Origin of the sequence: Limnoglobus roseus, from assembly GCF_008254045.1 — a bacterium.
GTDB lineage: Bacteria > Planctomycetota > Planctomycetia > Gemmatales > Gemmataceae > Limnoglobus > Limnoglobus roseus.
The window spans coordinates 3,540,526-3,559,275 of record NZ_CP042425.1; the positions used below are offsets into that span (position 1 = coordinate 3,540,526).

At 64.7% G+C, this 18,750-nt stretch carries 13 protein-coding genes; 9 read left to right on the forward strand and 4 right to left on the reverse strand.

Translation table 11 applies throughout. The features are described from left to right. Positions 1-167 precede the first annotated feature (167 nt). Positions 168-4,274 carry a PVC-type heme-binding CxxCH protein gene (locus PX52LOC_RS14935; protein WP_149110863.1) on the forward strand — a complete coding sequence of 1,369 codons (4,107 nt, stop codon included), beginning with the start codon at positions 168-170 and terminating at the stop codon, positions 4,272-4,274. Between the two features lie 244 nt (positions 4,275-4,518). Here the strand turns inward: PX52LOC_RS14935 and PX52LOC_RS14940 are convergent, their stop codons facing one another. Further along, complete coding sequence (locus tag PX52LOC_RS14940) at positions 4,519-5,808, reverse strand: serine/threonine-protein kinase (RefSeq protein ID WP_168219005.1); 1,290 nt, start codon at positions 5,806-5,808, stop codon at positions 4,519-4,521. Positions 5,809-6,159: 351 nt separating this feature from the next. On the opposite strand from PX52LOC_RS14940, the gene PX52LOC_RS14945 reads away from it, so the two are divergent. From PX52LOC_RS14945 to crtI, 5 genes are all read left to right on the forward strand, one after another. Continuing rightward, positions 6,160-8,307 (forward strand): prolyl oligopeptidase family serine peptidase, encoded by a 2,148-nt coding sequence (locus PX52LOC_RS14945; RefSeq protein ID WP_149110865.1) that lies wholly within the window; start codon positions 6,160-6,162, stop codon positions 8,305-8,307. Between the two features lie 87 nt (positions 8,308-8,394). Next, complete coding sequence (locus tag PX52LOC_RS14950) at positions 8,395-9,138, forward strand: hypothetical protein (protein WP_149110866.1); 744 nt, start codon at positions 8,395-8,397, stop codon at positions 9,136-9,138. Between the two features lie 72 nt (positions 9,139-9,210). After that, the gene (locus PX52LOC_RS14955; protein WP_149110867.1) at positions 9,211-9,804 is read left to right on the forward strand and encodes a DUF6940 family protein; all 594 of its coding nucleotides are present in this window, start codon (positions 9,211-9,213) and stop codon (positions 9,802-9,804) included. 139 nt (positions 9,805-9,943) lie between these two features. Then, on the forward strand, positions 9,944-10,648 hold the full coding sequence (locus PX52LOC_RS14960) for a hypothetical protein (protein WP_149110868.1): 705 nt from the start codon (positions 9,944-9,946) through the stop codon (positions 10,646-10,648). A 33-nt stretch (positions 10,649-10,681) separates the two neighbouring features. Further along, positions 10,682-12,253, forward strand: coding sequence for a phytoene desaturase family protein (crtI, locus tag PX52LOC_RS14965; protein ID WP_149110869.1), 1,572 nt, complete (start codon positions 10,682-10,684; stop codon positions 12,251-12,253). On the opposite strand, the gene PX52LOC_RS14970 is transcribed toward crtI, so the two are convergent. Continuing rightward, on the reverse strand, positions 12,213-13,052 hold the full coding sequence (locus PX52LOC_RS14970; protein WP_178132549.1) for a DNA-methyltransferase: 840 nt from the start codon (positions 13,050-13,052) through the stop codon (positions 12,213-12,215). The two genes, crtI and PX52LOC_RS14970, sit on opposite strands and share 41 nt — an antisense overlap. Before the next feature lie 191 nt (positions 13,053-13,243). Here PX52LOC_RS14970 and PX52LOC_RS14975 point away from each other — a divergent pair, with 191 nt between their 5' ends. The 3 genes from PX52LOC_RS14975 to PX52LOC_RS14985 are packed head-to-tail and all read left to right on the forward strand — an operon-like array spanning position 13,244 to position 15,781. Continuing rightward, positions 13,244-14,032, forward strand: a complete 789-nt coding sequence (locus PX52LOC_RS14975) for an ABC transporter permease (protein ID WP_149110871.1) — start codon at positions 13,244-13,246, stop codon at positions 14,030-14,032. A 52-nt stretch (positions 14,033-14,084) separates the two neighbouring features. Further along, positions 14,085-14,855, forward strand: a complete 771-nt coding sequence (locus PX52LOC_RS14980) for an ABC transporter ATP-binding protein (RefSeq protein WP_149110872.1) — start codon at positions 14,085-14,087, stop codon at positions 14,853-14,855. After that, positions 14,852-15,781 (forward strand): glycosyltransferase family 2 protein, encoded by a 930-nt coding sequence (locus PX52LOC_RS14985; protein WP_149110873.1) that lies wholly within the window; start codon positions 14,852-14,854, stop codon positions 15,779-15,781. The genes PX52LOC_RS14980 and PX52LOC_RS14985 overlap by 4 nt, the downstream gene beginning before the upstream one ends. 5 nt (positions 15,782-15,786) lie before the next feature. Here PX52LOC_RS14985 and PX52LOC_RS14990 read toward each other — a convergent pair whose 3' ends face one another. Continuing rightward, the gene (locus PX52LOC_RS14990; RefSeq protein ID WP_149110874.1) at positions 15,787-17,061 is read right to left on the reverse strand and encodes an ABC transporter permease; all 1,275 of its coding nucleotides are present in this window, start codon (positions 17,059-17,061) and stop codon (positions 15,787-15,789) included. Between the two features lie 480 nt (positions 17,062-17,541). After that, positions 17,542-18,570 carry an IS110 family RNA-guided transposase gene (locus PX52LOC_RS14995; RefSeq protein WP_149109721.1) on the reverse strand — a complete coding sequence of 343 codons (1,029 nt, stop codon included), beginning with the start codon at positions 18,568-18,570 and terminating at the stop codon, positions 17,542-17,544. Between the last annotated feature and the right edge of the window lie 180 nt (positions 18,571-18,750).

Consider the following 18,750-nt stretch of genomic DNA (forward strand, 5'->3'; position numbering starts at 1 on the left):
ACAATCACAGGGCCGGGGCTCTCGTAGCCCCGGCCTTTTTCGTTTCTCGCTCGTCATTTTGCACCGGCCCGGCGGATCTCACCGGGACGCCGTCAGGTAGCCCCTTGTTCGCCCCGCGATTTCCGGGTATCACTGTGGGAGTCTCCCTCCCACCCCGGATCACGTCGATGAACGCACTCCTCCTCTCGATACTCCTGTTCGCCCCCGCCGCGGACCCCGACGGCGTGCTGCCGGTCGGGGCGGATGGCAAGCCGCTGAACCTCGACTTCGAAGCCGGCACGCTTAAGGACTGGACCGCCGACGGTGACGCCTTCAAAGATCAGCCGGTGAAGGGCGACGCCGTGGCCGCCCGCCGCGGCGACATGAAGAGCAACCACCAGGGACAGTTCTGGATCGGCGGGTACGAGAAGCACGGCGACAAGCCGAAGGGGACGCTGACGAGCGTGCCGTTCAAGGTGACGCACCCGTGGGCCAGCTTCCTCATCGGCGGCGGCCCGACGAAGGACACGGTCGTCGAACTGATCGACGGGTCGAAGAAGGTCTTCTTCTCGGCCAGCGGCCAGGAGAACGAGGAGATGGCCCGCGTCGCCGTCGATCTCGCGAAGGTCCAGGGGCAGGAGATTCAGATCCGCCTCGTGGACAAGAGCGCGGCCGGGTGGGGGCACCTGAACTTCGATGACTTCCGCTTCCACGCCGCGAAGCCGGCCGTCGCCACCCGCCCGACGGCGGTGTCGCAAGACGACTACAAGTATACCGGGCAGCCGCCGGAAGACGCGGCCAAGAACATGACGGTGCCGCCGGGCTTCAAGGTGAGCCTGTTCGCCGGCGAGCCGGACCTGCACCAGCCGATCGCCATGTGCTTCGACGACCGCGGCCGGCTGTGGGTGGTGGAAGCGTTCTGCTACCCGAAGCGGAAGCCGTTCGACGGGCCGATGCTTCCGGAGAATTTGCGGAAGGAAGGCGACAAGATTCTGATCTTCGAGGACACCGACGGCGACGGCAAGTTCGACAAGCGGACGGTCTTCCTCGAAGGGCTGAACCTCGTCTCCGGCATCGAGTACGGCTTCGGCGGCGTGTGGGTCGGGGCGGCCCCGTACTTCGTGTTCATCCCCATCCTCGACGGCGACAAGGCCGGCGAGCCGAAGGTTCTGCTCGACGGCTGGGGCCTGGAGGACACGCACGAGACGCTGAACAGCTTCATCTGGGGGCCGGACGGCTGGCTCTACGGTTGCCACGGCGTCTTCACGCACAGCAACGTCGGCAAGCCCGGCACCCCGGCGAAGGACCGCACGAAGATCAACGCCGGCGTCTGGCGGTACCACCCGACGAAGCACACGTTCGAAGTCTTCGCCCACGGCACCAGCAACCCGTGGGGGCTGGACTACAACGCCGTCGGCGACTTCTTCGTGGAGGCATGCGTCATCCCGCACCTGTGGCACATCGTGCAGGGGGGCCGGTACCAACGGCAGGCGGGGCCGCACTTCAATCCGTACACCTACGACGACATCAAGACGATCGCCAAGCACCGGCACTACGTCGGGGCCAACCCGCACGGCGGCAACAACCGCAGCGACAGCGTCGGCGGCGGCCACGCTCACAGCGGCCTGATCTGCTACCAGGGCGGAACGTGGCCGAAGGAGTACAACGGCAAGCTGTTCATGGGCAACATCCACGGCCACCGCATCAACGTCGACGTGGTGACGCCGAAGGGCAGCGGGTACGAGGGCGACCGCAACCCGGACTTCCTGCTGAGCAACGACCGCACGGTCATCGTCATCGGCATGCAGACCGGCCCGGACGGCAACCTGTACTTCGGCGACTGGTCGGACAAGCAAGTCTGCCACCGCAACGAGGTCGAAATCTGGGACCGCACTAACGGCCGCATCTTCAAGGTCAGCCACGACAGCACGAAGCCGGTGAAGGGCCTCGACCTGCAAAAGTGCAGCGACGAGGAGTTGGTGAAGTACCAGTTGCACGAGAACGAGTGGTACGTGCGGCATGCCCGGCGAATCTTGCAGGAACGGGCGGAAGTAGCAGGCGATGAAAAAGCGATGGCCGAGAAACAGAATCGCCAGTCGAAACCAGGGGAAGGGGCATTCTGGTTGGAGAAAGTGTGGAACAAGCTCGCGAAGTTGGCGTTTGAGGACGCCGACGAACAAAACCGCTTGCGGGGGTTGTGGGCACTACACTCCGTGGCCGGAGGGCTTACTCATGACTGGGAACTCAAAGCCCTCCGTGACAAAAGCCCACACGTCCGTGCCTGGGCGATCCAACTGATCGCTCAGGCGGGGGACATTGACTTCCTGTGCCCACCCAACAGCCCGATCCTTGCCAAAATGGCGAAAGAAGACCCATCACCTTTGGTCCGCCGTGCGTTAGCGAGCGGGTGCCAGAAGGCAGACCCTGAACTGCCAGAACGTCGCTGGGCTTACTTGAGCGATTTGGTTCGTCACCAGGAGGATGCCGCCGACCCACTACTCCCGTTCCTGTACTGGTACGCAGGCGAACCGCTGTGCGACAAAGACCCGGCGAAGGCATTGATGTACGCAGCCGATAGCCCGATCCCTCAACTGCTCCCCTTCGCCGTCCGCCGTATCGCCGCCATCGGCACGGCAGAAGCGTTCGCCGTCCTCGTGAAACAACTCGGCGAATCGAAGTCGGCCGACCAGCAACTCGCCATCCTGCACGGTCTTGCCGACGGCATGAAGGGCCGCCGCGATGCGAAAGCCCCGGCGAATTGGGCGGCCGTTTACGAGAAGCTCGCCAAGAGCGAATCGGCGGAGGTGCGAACCGCGGCCCTGACCGTCGGTGTGGCATTTCGCGACCCGGCGGCGGCGGCCTCGTTGCTGGCCGTCGTTGGTGATGCGAAGGCGAACGCGACCGTTCGGCAGAATGCGTTGAACTCGCTGCTCGATGTCGGCCACGCCAAACTGAGTGAGTCACTGAAGACATTGCTGAAGGAACCGGCCATGCGGAGCGCCGCCATCCGCGGCATGGCCCGCGTGGCCGACGACGGCGTGCCGGGCGTGCTGCTCGCCGACTACGCCGGCTTCACGGCCGCAGAGAAGCGAGACGCCATCACCACGCTCGCCAGCCGGGCGAAGTTCGGCGAAGCCCTGCTCGACGCGATCGAGGCGAAGAAGGTGCCGAGTGCCGACGTGCCGGCCGAGACGATCCGGCAACTCCGCAATCTCGGCGACAAGGCGCTCGACGCGAAGATCACTACCGTCTGGGGCGTCGTCCGCGACACGCCGGCCGACCGCAAGAAACTCATCGCTGACTGGAAGAAGAAGCTCACCCTCACCGACAACCCCGACCTGTCCGCGGGCCGTGCCACCTTCGCGAAGGTGTGTGCCCAGTGCCACACGCTCTACGGCGTCGGCGGCAAGGTTGGCCCCGAGATCACCGGGTCCAATCGGGCGAACCTCGACTACCTGTTGGAGAACGTCTTCGACCCGTCGGCCGTCATCCCGAAGGAGTACGCGGCCACGAAGCTCGACCTCGCCGACGGCCGCGTGATTACCGGCATCATCAAGGAAGAGACGAAGGCCACGCTCACCGTCGTCACCGACCGCGAGACGCTGACCCTGCCGGTCGGCGACGTGAGCGGCCGCAAGGCATCGGCCGAGTCGATGATGCCGAACGACCTGACGAAGCAACTCACCGAGCGGGACGTTCGCAACCTGATCGCGTACCTCCGCCACCCGCAACAAGTGCCGATGAAGGCGACGGCCGAGAACGCGAAGGAGTTCTTCAACGGCAAGGACATCACGAGTTGGGACGGCGACAAGGACGTGTGGAGCGTCGAGAACGGAGAGATCGTCGGCAAGACGAAGACCGGCCTCAAGAAGAACACGTTCCTGAAGGCCCCGCTCGAAGTGAGCGACTTCAAACTGACGGTGAAGGTGAAGCTCGTGCCGAACGACGCGAACAGCGGCATCCAGTTCCGCAGCGTGAACATCGAGGGCGGCGAGATGCGCGGCCCGCAGGCCGACGTCGGCAAGGGCTGGTGGGGCAAGCTCTACGAGGAAAGCGGCCGCGGCCTGTTGGTGAAGGACGGCGGCGAGAAGTTCGTCAAGGAGAACGACTGGAACGAGTACACGGTGGAAGCCATCGGCTCGACCGTGAAGATTTGGATCAACGGCGAGAAGGTGGCCGACTACACCGACGAGAAGCTCGCGAAGAGCGGGTTGGTCGCGTTCCAGGTCCACAGCGGCGGGCCGACGGAAGTGCGGTTCAAGGACATCAAGTTCGAGGTGAAGGAAGGGAAGTAGCGGATGGTTCGGACGGCACGTTAGCGCCAGCGTCGAAGGGTTCCCGGCGTGAAGGGCCGGTTCTTTCAGCCCAGGTCATCTGGCCTGGGTTCGAGACGCGCACGATTTCGGCCCTGAAGGGGCCGTTCATTCCCGGGGCCGGAATGAACGGCCCCTTCAGGGCCGAGTCGTTGATCGATCACACTTCTACGCAGCAGGTGAGGCGGGAAAAAAAACGGGGGCATCCGCCCCCGCTCGCCAGCCGTCACTTCAGGACGCGGACCAAGATGAACGTCAGGGCGAAGACCATGGCGAAGATGATGCCGATGGCGGCGAAGAAGAACGTGCGGTTCTTTTGGAAGGCGGCCTGCGAAACCACGACCGGCATCCGCGGCGGGTCGGAGAGAGTGTTCGAGGCAGACCCCCGCGTGGTCTCGGCCATCGACGCGGGCGGCAGCACCTGACGCGGGCCACTCTCTTCGATGTGGTCGAAGGCGCTTTCTTCCTGCGGGTTGACCTCGATCGGGGCGACCACCTGTTCGCCGCTGTTCGTGTAGCCGGTCGGGGCCGTGTCGCGGATTGCCGCCGACTTCGGGATCGCGTGACTCGACGACGCCGCGAACTGCCGGCGGTCGGCCATCCGCTGCAACGCCGCCGCGATCTCCTCGGCCGTCTGCGGCCGGTCGTCCGGGTTCTTGCTCAGCATCTTGTGGATCAGCGCCGCCAGATCGCTGGGAACCTTCGGGTTGAGTTCCGTAACCTGCCGGGGTTCCTTGCCGCCGAGGGCCATGAGCAGGTCCATGAGGTTGTCCCCCTGGAACGGCAGTTGGCCGGTGCTCATGCGGTAGAGAACCGACCCGACGCTGAAGATGTCGGTCCGGTGGTCGATCTTGCTGCCGCGGGCCTGCTCCGGCGACATGTACGCCGGCGACCCGATGATCGCGCCGCTGGTCGTCAGCTTCGCCTCGTCGAGCGGGTTGAGCGACTTCACCAGGCCGAAGTCGAGAATCTTCGCCTTGCCGAGCGGGGCTTCGAGCCAGATGTTGCTCGGCTTGATGTCCCGGTGGGCGACGCCCATCTTGTGCGCCACGGCCAACGCCGAGCAGACCTCCCGGCCGACGCGGAGGGCTTGCGAGACGCCGGTGACGGGGTTCTTCTTGAGGAAGTCGTCGAGGGACGCCCCCTGAAGGTACTCCATCGCGATGAACGGGATGCCGTTCCATTCGTCGGCGTCGTAGATCGTAACGATGTTGTCGTGCTTGAGTTGGGCGGCGGCGAGGGCTTCGCGGTTGAACCGCGTCTTCGCCGCCTCGTTCTGGGCGAACTTCGGCAGCATCACCTTGAGGGCGACCCGGCGGCGGAGGCGTTCCTCGTAGCCGAGATAGATCCCGCCCATGCCGCCGCGGCCGAGTTCCTTGAGGATGCGGTACCGCCCCAGCACGCCCAACTCGGTCGGCTTCTTTGGCGGCCCGAAAGCCGGCATGTCCGATTCAGGCTTGACGTTCGCGGCCACAGCGTCCTTAGCGTCCTTGGTTTCGTCGTTGGAGGCGTTCATCGACGGCGCCTGGGAAAGAGTATCATGTGAAGTAGAGTCTGGGCGTACGCTCTTCATGATCCCATCGGGGGCTAATGTGGGGCTGGCAGAGGTTTTAATAGTATAGGCGAAAGAGTAATATCCGGGCAAGAACGTTTTAGCCCCTTCTTCCCCTGCAATCGGTACAATTTTCCCCTCACGTTGCGGTTCGGAAACGCTCCTGCCGATTTGCCTGACAAGGGGTTTGCGTAGGGGCGGTGACGGTAACGCTTCGACCGGCGTAAAATCAGGAAACGCCCCCACCCGGACCCGGCGGCGGGAATTCGTAACATCACCCTTCCCCCTCCCGCCCAGACAACAGGAGTTCCGCTCATGCATTCGTCTCGTTTGCTCGGTGCGGCGGCGGCCGTGCTCGGGTTCGCGTTCATCGGGACGGCCCAGGAGTCGAAAGTGCGATACCCCGAAACGAAAAAGGTCGAACACGTTGACGACTACCACGGCACGAAAGTGCCCGACCCGTACCGGTGGCTGGAAGACGACGTGCGGACGTCGAAGGACGTCGCCGATTGGGTGGAAGCCGAGAACAAGGTGACGAACGCTTACCTGGAGGGCATCCCGGAGCGGGCGTACATCAAACAGCGGATCACCGACCTGTTCAACTTCGAGAAGTACTCGGCCCCGTCGAAACACGGCGGCAAGTACTTCTACAGCAAGAACGACGGCCTCCAGAACCAGAGCGTGCTGTACGTGCAGGACACGCCGATGGGCGAGCCGCGGCTGTTGCTCGACCCGAACAAGCTGAGTAAGGACGGCACCGTCGCGCTCAGTGGCTTCGAGGTGTCCGACGACGGCAAACACGTCGCTTATGGCCTCGCGGAAGCCGGGTCGGACTGGAACACCTGGAAGGTGCTGGACGTGGCCACCGGCAAGACGCTGGACGACGAACTGAAGTGGGTGAAATTCTCCTCGGCCGCGTGGACGAAGGACGCGAAGGGCTTCTACTACAGCCGCTTCCCGGAGCCTGCGAAGGGGGCCGCGTTCCAGAGCTTGAACGTCGACCAGAAACTCTACTTCCACAAACTCGGCACCCCGCAGGCCGAGGACACGCTGGTCTACGAACTGCCGGCCCACCCGACGTGGAACATCAGCGCCGGCGTCACCGACGACGGCAAGTACCTGGTCATCTACGTCAGCGACGGCACCACCAGCCGGAAAACGAAAGTGTTGTTCCAGAGCCTGGAAAACCCGGCGGCCAAGCCGGTGGCCCTCATCGACAACCAGGAGAACAAGTGGGGGCTGATCGACAACATCGACTCGGTCTTCTACTTCCAGACCGACTGGCAGGCCCCGAAGTACCAGATCGTGGCGATCGACACGAAGAACCCGGACCCGAAGGTCTGGAAGACGGTCCTGCCGGAAAGCGCCGACGTGATCCAGAGCGCCACGCTCGTCGGCGGCAAGTTCGCGGTCAGCTACCTGAAGGACGCGAAGACCGTGGTGAAGATCCACGATGTGGACGGTAAGTTCTTCCGCGACGTGGCCCTGCCGGGCATCGGCTCGGCCGGCGGCTTCGGCGGCAAGGCGCGCGACCCTGAGACGTTCTACACGTTCGCCAGCTTCACCACGCCGCCGAGCATCTTTCGCTACGACATGTCCACCGGCGAGAGCAAGCTGCTCCGCCAGGCGAAGGTGAAGTTCAGCCCGGCCGACTACGAGGTGAAGCAGGTCTTCTACCCGAGCAAGGACGGCACGAAAATCCCCATGTTCATCGCCCACAAGAAGGGCATCCCGATGGACGGCACGAACCCCGTGCTGCTCTACGGCTACGGCGGCTTCAACATCTCGCTGCCGCCGTCGTTCTCGACGAGTCGCGTCCAGTGGATGGAGATGGGCGGCGTGTTGGCCGTGGCGAACCTCCGCGGTGGCGGTGAGTACGGCGACGCCTGGCACCGGGCCGGTACAAAGCTGACCAAACAGAACGTCTTCGACGACTTCATCGGTGCGGCCGAGTACCTCATCAAGGAGAAGTACACGTCGCCGAAGAAGATCGGCATCCAGGGCGGCAGCAACGGCGGCCTGCTCGTCGGGGCGTGCATGACGCAACGGCCGGACCTGTTCGGCGCGTGCCTGCCGGCCGTCGGCGTGATGGACATGCTCCGCTTCCAGAACTTCACGGCCGGCCGCTTCTGGGTGGACGACTACGGCAGCAGTGCCGACCCGGAGCAGTTCAAGGCCCTGTACGCCTACAGCCCCTACCACAACCTGAAGCCCGGCACGAAGTACCCCGCGACCCTTGTAACGACGGCCGACACCGACGACCGCGTGGTGCCCGGGCACAGTTTCAAGTTCATTGCGAAACTGCAATACAGTCAGTCCGGCGACGCTCCGGTCCTGGCGAGAATCGAGACGAAGGCCGGCCACGGAGCCGGCAAGCCGACAACGAAGGTGATCGAAGAAACGGCCGACCAGTGGGCGTTCCTGGTGAAGAACCTGGGCGTGAAGGTGGTGGAAGTGAAGTAACTTCTTCCAGTAATGCAGGGAATAAATTCCTCCGTCGCCCCATCAGAGATGATGGGGCGATGTCATTTCCACTTCGACGGATGTCCGATGAAGAATCCACAACCCGTCCTGATACTGCTGGCAGTCGTCGGGTTATTAACCACCTCAAGTCCGGCAACGGCTACCAAGCCGGCTCCGTATCACAGTTTCGTCCGGCCAGTGGGCGAGAAGTTCGTTTTTGTCATGCGGACGGACGATGGGAACTTGAGCCACTTCATCGAGGAATACGCCGCTCCCCAGCGCGAGATTCACAAGAAGTACAAGGCGTCTGGCTTGTACCGTGTTGACGATCCAGTGAACCCGCTCTGGACGGTTGATTGGATTGACTGGCCAGAGAATCTGCTGGTCCTCAAAGATGGCGTCCACCTGGTCTGGTTCCGAAGCGGGTATCTGGGCCTCGTCAGCGGCAGTCCGCCACACCTTGACAGGCACGAGTGGTTGCAAGCGAGGGTGATTGAGGTGTACGCGAACGGAAAGTCGATTTGGAGCCGTCAGGTAGATGAAGTCGTGCCTTACCCGGCGTTGTTACCCGATGGCCGTTGGTACCAGTCGATTTCAGCCTATACCGAAGAGAACACGCTTGAGATTCGAACCCGTGACAGCTTCACCACGGTGTTCGACTATCGCACGGGCGAAATCAGATCGCAAACCCGGCCGATTGAAAGCCGGCTGAGAAACGACCTCGGCCTGATTCTGACTGTTGCCGTGAGTCTTGTTGTCACCGGGCTTCTGTTACGCCGCCGGGTATTGAAACGCCGACCTACTTCGATGCTGGCCGGCACGTCCCACTAATATCGCGACACCCGGCGGCTTAAGCCGCTCGGCTCGCCGGGTCAACGGATACAGGAAGTCGGAGGGGACGTCATGACGATGTGGACGGTTGACAGCGAAGAACTCCCGGGCAACCGCGGGCGGCGGTTCGCGGTCACCCTCACCTCCCGTGCGGCGACCTTTGCGGAGGTCATCCGTGCTTGGCAGGACGATGCCGATTTTCGGGCACTCTTCAACGCGACGTTGGCCGCTGCCCCCTACGCTGAGTTCCGTTGGGAGACGCCGCCGGTCACGACCGACACGGCATCGCGACCGTTCGAATTCGTGACCTTGAGCAGCCCAGGACTGGCCCGCAGGCCCGATCGGGAAGCATTCGCACCGCACTTCACGACGGCCCTGAACGGCGTTGCCGCCTTCCCCAATCTCGGCGGTGATGCGATTCTCATCGTGCCGTGCCCGGCCGCGGATGCGTCGGCTTACGGGCACTTGGCCGCGTTTGTTCGTCTCGCTCCCGAGGCTCAATGGCACGCCTTCTGGCAGGCAGTCGGGGCGGCGATGGCTCGGCGACTTGGGCCATCGCCGGTTTGGCTGAGTACCGCCGGCTACGGGGTGGCCTGGCTGCACGTGCGGCTCGACGATCGGCCGAAGTATTACGGATTTGACGAGTACAAACACCGATCTACTTGAAGTCTACACAGCGTTCAACCGGGCGAGCGGCCCGACGTGAGCGGGCCGTGTCTTGACATCCGCAGACACGGCCCGCTCACGTCGGGCCGCTCGCCTTTTCGTTCTGGTACAATGGCCGCCATCCTCGTCGGAGTCGGTCATGCCGCTGCTCGACCACTTCCACCCGCCGCTGAGCCGCACGCACCCGTGGCGGAGCTTCCACGGCACGTGGGCCGCAGCCATCGCGCGGCTGCTGAACGCCGGCGTGCTGCCGGACGGGTATTACGCTGCCCCGTTCCTCGACCGTGACGGTCCGTCCGAGATCGACGTGGCCGCCTTGCAAGACGGCACGCCCTCAGCCCCGCAAGCGTGGGCCGTCACGGAGCCGGCGTTGACGGTCGCTGTCGAGTGGATGGGCACGGACGATGTGCGGGTCGAAGTCTTCACCGACGACGGCGACCCGCGGTTGGCCGCCGCTATTGAGTTGGTCAGCCCGCGGAACAAGGACCGGCCACAGGCCCGCGACGCCTTCACGGCAAAGTGCGTGGACCGCCTGCGGCACGGCTGCGGGCTGGTCGTGGTGGACGTGGTGACGACCCGGCGGGCCGACCTTCACGTCGAGTTGCTCACGGCCCTCGCGATCGAAGCTGGTCCGGTAGGGGGTTCGCTGTCGGCGGTCGGGTATCGCCCCGTCAGGCGGGACGCTGACGGGCGGTTACTCGCTTGGCCGTCGGCCCTGGAAATCGGCCGACCGCTTCCCACGGTCCCCCTCTGGCTGCTCGGAATGGACGTGCCGGTGCCGCTCGACTTGGAAGCCAGCCACACGACCGCGTGTGCCGACCTCCGCATCCGCCCGGCGGGTTGAAACGCCCCAACCCTCCCCGCCTATCATGTCTCCATGCCAACCGCCCTGCTTCCTGCGTCCGCGAAGTCTGTCGTCATCATCGGGGCCGGTCCCGGCGGGCTGGCGGCCGCGCTTCTGCTCGCGAACGCCGGCGTTAAAGTTCGCGTTCTCGAACGATTGCCGCGCGTCGGCGGGCGGTGTTCCGCGATTGAAGAGCAGGGATTCCGCTTCGACTTGGGGCCGACATTCTTCCTCTACCCGCAAGTCCTCGAACGCATCTTTCGGCTCATCGGTCGCGACCTGAAAAGCGATATCCCGATGACGCGGCTCGATCCGCAGTACCGGCTAGTCTTCGGCAGCGGTGGCGACCTCGTTTGCTCGCCGGACCTGGAGAAGATGGCCGCCGAGGTGCGGAAACTGTCGGCCGACGACGCCGCGAACGTGAAGCGGTTCATCGACGACAACCGCGTGAAACTGGAACTCTTCCGCCCGTGCCTGGAAAGCCCGTTCCTGGGGTGGCGTGATCTCTTCAAACTTTCGCTGCTGAAGCTGTTGCCCGTGCTCGCGCCGTGGCGGTCGGTCGAGGGTGAGCTGAGCCGCTACTTTCGCGACCCGCGGGTGCGGCTGGCGTTCACGTTCCAGTCGAAGTACCTCGGCATGTCGCCGTTCAACTGCCCCAGCCTGTTCAGCATTCTGTCGTACCTCGAATACGACTTCGGCGTCTGGCACCCGACCGGCGGCTGTTCGGCCGTGTCCGAGGGCATGGCCCGCGTTGCCGCCGAGATGGGCGTCGAGTTCCATCTGAATGAGCCCGTCACCGAGATGCTCTTCGACGGAAAGAAGTGTGTCGGTGTGAAAACCGACCGCGACACGTACCTCGCCGACGCGGTGGTCGTGAACGCCGACTTCGCGCACGCGATGACGACGCTCGTGCCGAACGCGATTCGGCGACGGTGGACCGACACGAAGATCGCGAAGAAGAAGTTCTCGTGCAGCACCTTCATGCTCTACCTCGGCCTCGACGGCCGGTACGACGACGTGCCGCACCACACGATCTACACGGCGAAGGACTACGTCGGCAACCTCGCGGACATCGAGACGAACCGCGTGCTGACCAACGACACCTCGTTCTACGTACAAAACGCGAGTGTCACCGACCCGACGCTCGCACCGCCCGGCATGAGCACGCTGTACGTCCTCGCCCCGGTGACGAACCTGCACGAGAACGTGAACTGGCCGGCGGCGAAGGCGAAGTTCCGTGAAACGGTGCTGCGGCAACTGCCGAAGGTCGGCATCACGGACGTGGAGAAGCGGATTCGCTTTGAGAAGGTGGTTACGCCGCAGATGTGGCAGGATGATTACGCCGTGTACCGAGGGGCGACGTTCAACTTGGCCCACAACCTCGGACAGATGCTCCACTTCCGCCCGCGGAACCGCTTCGAGGACTTGGGCAATGTCTACCTCGTCGGCGGCGGCACTCACCCCGGTAGCGGCCTGCCGGTCATCTACGAATCGGCCCGCATCACGAGCCGGCTGCTGCTGAACGACCTGAAGCTGGATGCGGCGTGGTTGGACGAGACGGCGGCTACTTCGCAGTCCGGCTCAACTTCCGCTTCTTCGGTGTGACTTCTACTTCCGGTTCCGTGAATTCGATCTGCTGCAACCGCTTCCGCACGGCGTCGGCGTACTCCTCGGACAGTTCCACCCCCATCGCCCGGCGGCCCAACTTTTTCGCCACGGCCAGCGTTGTGCCGCTGCCGGCAAACGGGTCGAGGACCAAATCGCCGGGGTTCGACGCCGCCTTGATGATCCGCTCCAGCACCGCCTCTGGCATCTGGCACGGGTGCTTCAACCGCTCCTTGAAGGTGCCGCAGACACGGGGGACGTTCCAGGTGTCCGACTCCGGCTGGAAGTGATCGTCGGTTTCCTGCGGCCTTAGCACCCAGGTGTCGTCGGGGAGTTTGCCGACGGGGTTGGCCCGGCGGTCGGCGTAGGTCGTCATGCGGGCCGACGGCACCCGCACCGGGTCGGGGTTGAACGTGAAGCGGTTCGGGTCGGCCACGTAGTAGAAGATGTGGGCGTGACTGCGGTTGAATTTCTTCGTGCAGTTCACGCCGAACGTGTAGTGCCAGATGATCCAATTTCGCATCGTCAAGCCGAGGGCGTCGAGCCGGACCTTGTGCTCTGCCGCGTACTCGTCGCCGATGGCCACGAACACCGACCCGGTCGGCTTCAGCACGCGCTTCACGGCCGCCAGCCACGCCTCCGTCCACGCGAGGTAGTCGCCGCCGGTGCGGCGGTCGTGGTACACGTCGTACTCGTAGCCGATGTTGAACGGCGGGTCGGCGAAGACCAAGTCCGCGGAAGCCGCGGGCAGCCTCGCAAGGGCGGTGATGCAGTCGCCAGTGATGACCGAATGTTCCACGGGTGCCGCCTGAAGGGATTGGAGTATCGGAGATGGTGAATGATATGTCGGGAAGCGCGAATGCGCAAGGCGTCCTCAATTTGCCGATTGCGAAGGATTTGCCGGATGAAAGTGGTCTAGGCAGGCTGGTGGGAAAGCGGTAGATTCTTCACTCTTGGCCCCTCTACTCGACCATCACCACGGGATCACGGATGATCCAGCATCTGAAACAAGTTTGGCAGTTCCGATACTTTTGGGGCTCGCTCGTCCAACTGGACTTCCGCAACCGCTACCGGCGGTCGCTGTTGGGCATCGGCTGGTCGATGCTCAACCCGCTGGCGATGACGGTCGTCTTCTGCATCGCTTTCGGCACGATCATGGGCGTCGCGGACTGGCGCGACTTCGCCCCGTTCCTGCTCGCCGGGCTGGCCGTCTGGAACTTCATCAAAGAGTCTCTTCTGTACGGGTGCGATGCGTTCGTTCGGGGCGAGTCGTACATCCGGCAAGCCCCGCTGCCGTTTAGCATCTACCCGCTCCGAATCGTCCTCGGCACGTTCATTCACTTCATGATCTCGCTGGTCCTCGTGGTCGTGACGGTGATGGTGTTGAAGGGATCGACGGACGTGCTGTACCGACTCGTTGCGGTCATCCCGGCGGTCTTGCTGTTGGTCGTCTTCTGCTGGAGCATCGCCACGATCTCCGCGTTCGCCGGGGCGTACTTCCACGACACCAAGCACCTCGTCGAAATCGGCACGCAGTTGCTGTTCTTCCTGACGCCGATCATGTACAAGCCGACCCTCGTGGTCGAGAAGATCGGCCCGTGGATGCTCGACCTGAACCCCGCCGCACAATTCCTGATGGTCATTAGCCACCCGCTGGCCGACGGGTCGCCGGTGCCGCCGGACGCATACTTCGTGCTCACCACCCTCACAACGGCCCTCTTCGGCCTCGCGTGCTGCACGATGGCGTGGCTGCAAAAGCGCCTCATTTTCCAACTGTAATCGTCGCCGTGCCGTCCCGCCGACCCACCCCGAAGAACGCCGAGACTCACCGATGGCCAAGATCGAACTGAAGAACCTGTCCCTCACGTTCGCCCTGCGGAAGGCGACGCGAATCTCGCTGAAGGAATTCCTGCTCAACGGGATGTTCCTGAAGAGCCGCAACCCGCTGATCCGCGTGCCGGCGCTTGTGGACCTGAACCTGTCGGCCACCGACGGCGATCGGATCGGCGTCATCGGCCACAACGGGGCGGGCAAGAGCACCCTCCTCAAGACGCTCGCCGGCATCTACCCGCCGTCGAGCGGGCAACTGACCGTTGAGGGGAAGATCTGCTCGCTGTTCGACATCTCGCTCGGGTTCGAGTCGGACGCGACCGGCCGGGAGAACATCCGCTACCGGGCCTTCCTCCAGGGGGAAACGCCGCGGACTCTGCGGGCCAAGCAGCAGGAGATCGAAGAGTTCAGCGATCTCGGCGAGTTCCTCGACACGCCGGTGCGGTACTACTCGGCCGGCATGTTGGTGCGGTTGGCCTTCTCTGTGGCGACGGCGGTCGAACCCGAAGTGCTGCTCATCGACGAAGTTCTCAGCGTCGGCGACCTCGCGTTCCAGATCAAGGCGAAGGAGCGCATGAAGCAGATGATGGCCAACGCCCGCGTGATGGTGATGGTCAGCCACGACCTGAACTCCATCGGGGGGATGTGCGACCGCGTGCTGTGGATGGAGCAGGGCCGCGTGCGCATGGCCGGCCCCGCCGACAAGGTGGTGCGGGCCTACCAGGATAGCGTGAAGCCTCAAAAGTCGGCTGGTGGGGCCGCGGCCGCGTGACCGCCGACCCCGTCGGCATTTTGATCGTCAACTACAACGGCGGGCCGCACCTCTCCGCGTGTCTGACCGCCCTCGAACGGCAGACCGTTCCGCGATACCGCTTCGAAGTCATCGTCCTCGACAACGCCTCCCGCGACGGCTCCGCCGACGGCATTCCGACTCGCTTCCCGTGGGTCCGGCTCGTTCGCTCGTCCGAAAACCTCGGCTTCGCCGAGGGCAACAACGTCGCCGCCCGCTACGCCCACGGCGACACGGTTATCCTCCTCAACAACGACACCATCCCCGACCCGTACTGGCTGGAAGAACTCCTCCGTGCGACGGCCGAACATCCCGGCCACACGCCGGCGTCGAAACTCGTGTTCGCCGACCGGCCGGACGTGATGAACAGTGCGGGGCTGTGCCTGCTCCGCGACGGCCGGGGGATGGACGCGGGCTTCGAACTCCGCGACGGCGGGCAGTTCGAGGCCGGCGGGCCGGTGTTCGCCGGGTGCGGGGCGGCCGTCGTGCTGCGGAAGGACGCGGCCGGCAACGTCCTCGACCCGGACTACTTCCTCTACTACGAAGACCTCGACGCCGGGTGGCGGAACGAACTGACCGGCATGCACGCGGTCGCGGCCCCGCGGTCGCTCGTGCGGCACGTTCACGGGGCTGCGGCCGGCGGGGAGTCGCCGGTCTTCCGCTTCCACGTGGACCGCAACCGGGCGCTCGCCAGCCTCCGCAACGCCGATGCATTCCTCGCGGTGTGGGCCGGCTTCCTGCTGCTGGCGAAGGTGCCGCAGGCGTTCCTGCGACTGGCACGCGGGAAGGTCCGCCGGCGAAACGCGGTCGCCGTTCTCGGAGCGTTCCTGTCGTACCTGGACCGCCTGCCGGGGACACTGGTGGACCGCTACCTGACCCGCTGCTGGCACGTCCGCCGCGGGGGCTGATGCGATCAACTGTGCCGCAGGGCTTCGATCGGGTCCAATCTCGCCGCACGTCTCGCCGGGTACAACCCGGACAGTAGGCCAACGAACACCGACACGCTGAACGCCACGACCGGCGACCACGTGCGGATGATCGTCGGCACGCCAAACGTCGATTGCAGGCCGTAGGCCAAACCGACGCCGAGGGCGATGCCGAAGAGGCCGCCGCCGCACGACAGCACCAGCGTCTCGACCAGGAACTGCGTGGCGATGTCCCGCCGCTTCGCGCCGAGCGCCCGGCGAATGCCGATCTCGCGGGTCCGCTCCGTGACGGTCGCCAGCATAATGTTCATGATGCCGATGCCGCCGACGACGAGCGAGATGCCGGCGATGGCCCCGAGGATGAGTGTGAACAGCCGTTGTGTCTCCTCGGCCTTCCGCAACAATTCCAACGGCACGAACGCCTGAACGTCCTTCTGCGGGTGGTACTGGTCGAGCAGTGATTGCAGCACCGCCGCCGTCCGCGGCACGTTGTCGAGGGCGTCCACTGAGACGGTGATCTGGCTCATGTCGAGCCGTTCGATGTTGAACCCGTTCTTGAACGTGATGAGTTCCCGGCCGATCCGAGCACGGTCGGTGGCGAACGGAATAAACAGCACGCGGGCGAACTCCGTGTCGCCGCCGCCGATGCTGCCGGCCGCGAGTTTCTTGTCTTCCGTGACGCCGATGATCGTGAACGTGATGGCATCGCCGAGGCCGTCCACGCCGATGCTCTTGCCGATGGCGTCCTCGGTGGGGAAGAGGGCGTCGGCCGCACTCGCCCCGATGACGGCGACGTTGTCGAGCTTCACCTCGTCGGCCGCCTCGATGCCGCGACCGCGGACGACGTTGATGTTGTTCTGCCGGAAGAACGCCGGCGTGACCGAGACGAGGCGGACTTCGAGCTTGTGCTGCCGGTGGCGGATCGTCTTGCGAAACTCCCGCGTCGGCGTGGCCGACGTGACGGTCGGCACCGTCACGCGGATGCGCTCCAGGTCGGCGTACGTCAGCCCGTAGGCGAACAGGTCAGCCCCCTTCCGCTCGGACTGGTCCTCGGCCGGCTTGACGCTGCGGAGGAGGATGGTGTTCGCGCCGAGGTCTTCGAGTTGCTTGAGGGCCTGATACCGGGCCGCCTCGCCGACGGCGAGCATGACGATGACCGACGCGACGCCGAGGACGATGCCGAGGGCCGTGAGCATCGATCGCAGCCGGTGGGCCGCGAGTGCCCGCAAGCCGACGCGAACGACGTGGGGAAGGACGGGCATCTCAAAGAGTGTCCATACGGCGAAGACCGCCTACAGTAGCCCGCAGGGGCACAGCGGTTATACTCAGAGCATATCCATGGGCTACCGATACCCGCACTACGAAACTGAGTTGGGTCTCGGGGTAACGGCCTCCTCTATACTGCTTCTCATTGCTTGGTGGGCTTACCAGAACCTGCCACGGTGGGTGGGAGTGCCTGTATTGTGCTTGCCACCATTACTCTTACTAGTCACTTCGATGAACGCCGGCCGATTGTCAACAGCAAGCGAGTCGATTCGTTCAAGCCACCGCGTGCAGCCCAGTCTTCGATCCGAGCATCCGGGGTGAACCCGTAGCCCAAGTGGGTCGGTTCCGAGCGGGTGACGACTGCCCCAACTACAGTCGAGTGGCCGACGGGTCGGCAACCCAGGACTAGACCGAGCGCGTCGTCACACCGCGGGCTCGCAGTGGTTCTCCTCTTCTCCTCGCCAGCTCTTGGCTCGTTACGCCGCCGCCTTCACCGGCTGCACCTGATGGAACAGCCACCGCACCCACCGGTTGGCGACGGCCGCGGCCACCACGCTCCCCGGCTTGCCCCGGCCCTTCATGTCGGCCGCCAGTTTCTTCCACCGGGCGTCGTACCGCACCAGCCGGTGGGCGGCCTCGATGAGCACGACCCGCAGCTGCGGGTTGCCGGCCTTGATCAGCCCGGCGTCGGCCTGCTTCTGGCCGCTCGACGCGTTCCGCGGCGACAGCCCGCAGAACCGGGCCGCCTGCTTGCCCGTCCGGAACCGGTCGAACCGCCCGATCTCGGCCCGGATGGTGGCCGCCGTGACCAGGCCGATCCCCTTCATCGTCAGCAGATTCACGACCAGGGCATCCTCGGCGGTGACCTGGGCCAGGCGTTGCTCGGCCGCCTTGACGTCGCCGGCCAGGGCCTTCAGGCGGCCCAGGTGCCGGTCCATCACCCACCGCGTCTGCTCGCTCAGGGCGGCGTCGCGGGTCAGCCACGTCAGCCACGCCACCGTCCACGGGTTCACGCCCTCGGGGGCGGCTACCCGGTTGTCGCGGAGCAGGGCCCCGATCCGCAGCTTGACGTTCCGCCGCTCGCCGACGAGCTGCTGGCGGTACCGGACGAGCCGTCGCAGTTCGCGGACCTCGGCCGGGGCGTGCCACACCTTGGGCAGGTACCCGACCCGCTCCAGGTCGGCGAGCATCTTGGCGTCCGAGTAGTCCGTCTTGTCCGGGTTGCCCTTCATGCGGGCCACATACCCGGGGTGGGCCAGGTCGACCAGCCACCCGGCTTTGGTCACCAGTTCCTCGGCCAGATCGGCCGACCCGCTGCACGCCTCGATGGCCGCCCGCACGTCGGTGCCGAACCGGGCGACGGCGTCGCGGATGGCCCGCCAGTCGTTCGCGCAACTCTGGTTGAGCAACACGCGGCCGCCGCGGTCCAGGGCGCACACCTGGACGGACAGGGTGTGGTAGTCCAGGCCCACGAAAACGGGGCCGGTCGTCGTTGCCGCGGGCATGGCTGGTCCTCGAAGGTGTGGTCCTGTTGATGGTGACCACACCCACCCTCTCCGGCAACCAGCGTTCATCCCCATCTACTGTTTGGGTTGGGTGGCGTGTGCGGCGAGGGTGATTTGGTCTCAACCCATGTCAACCACTCTTTGATGGTCTGAATGGTGAGCCAAACACCGTAAAGCTTC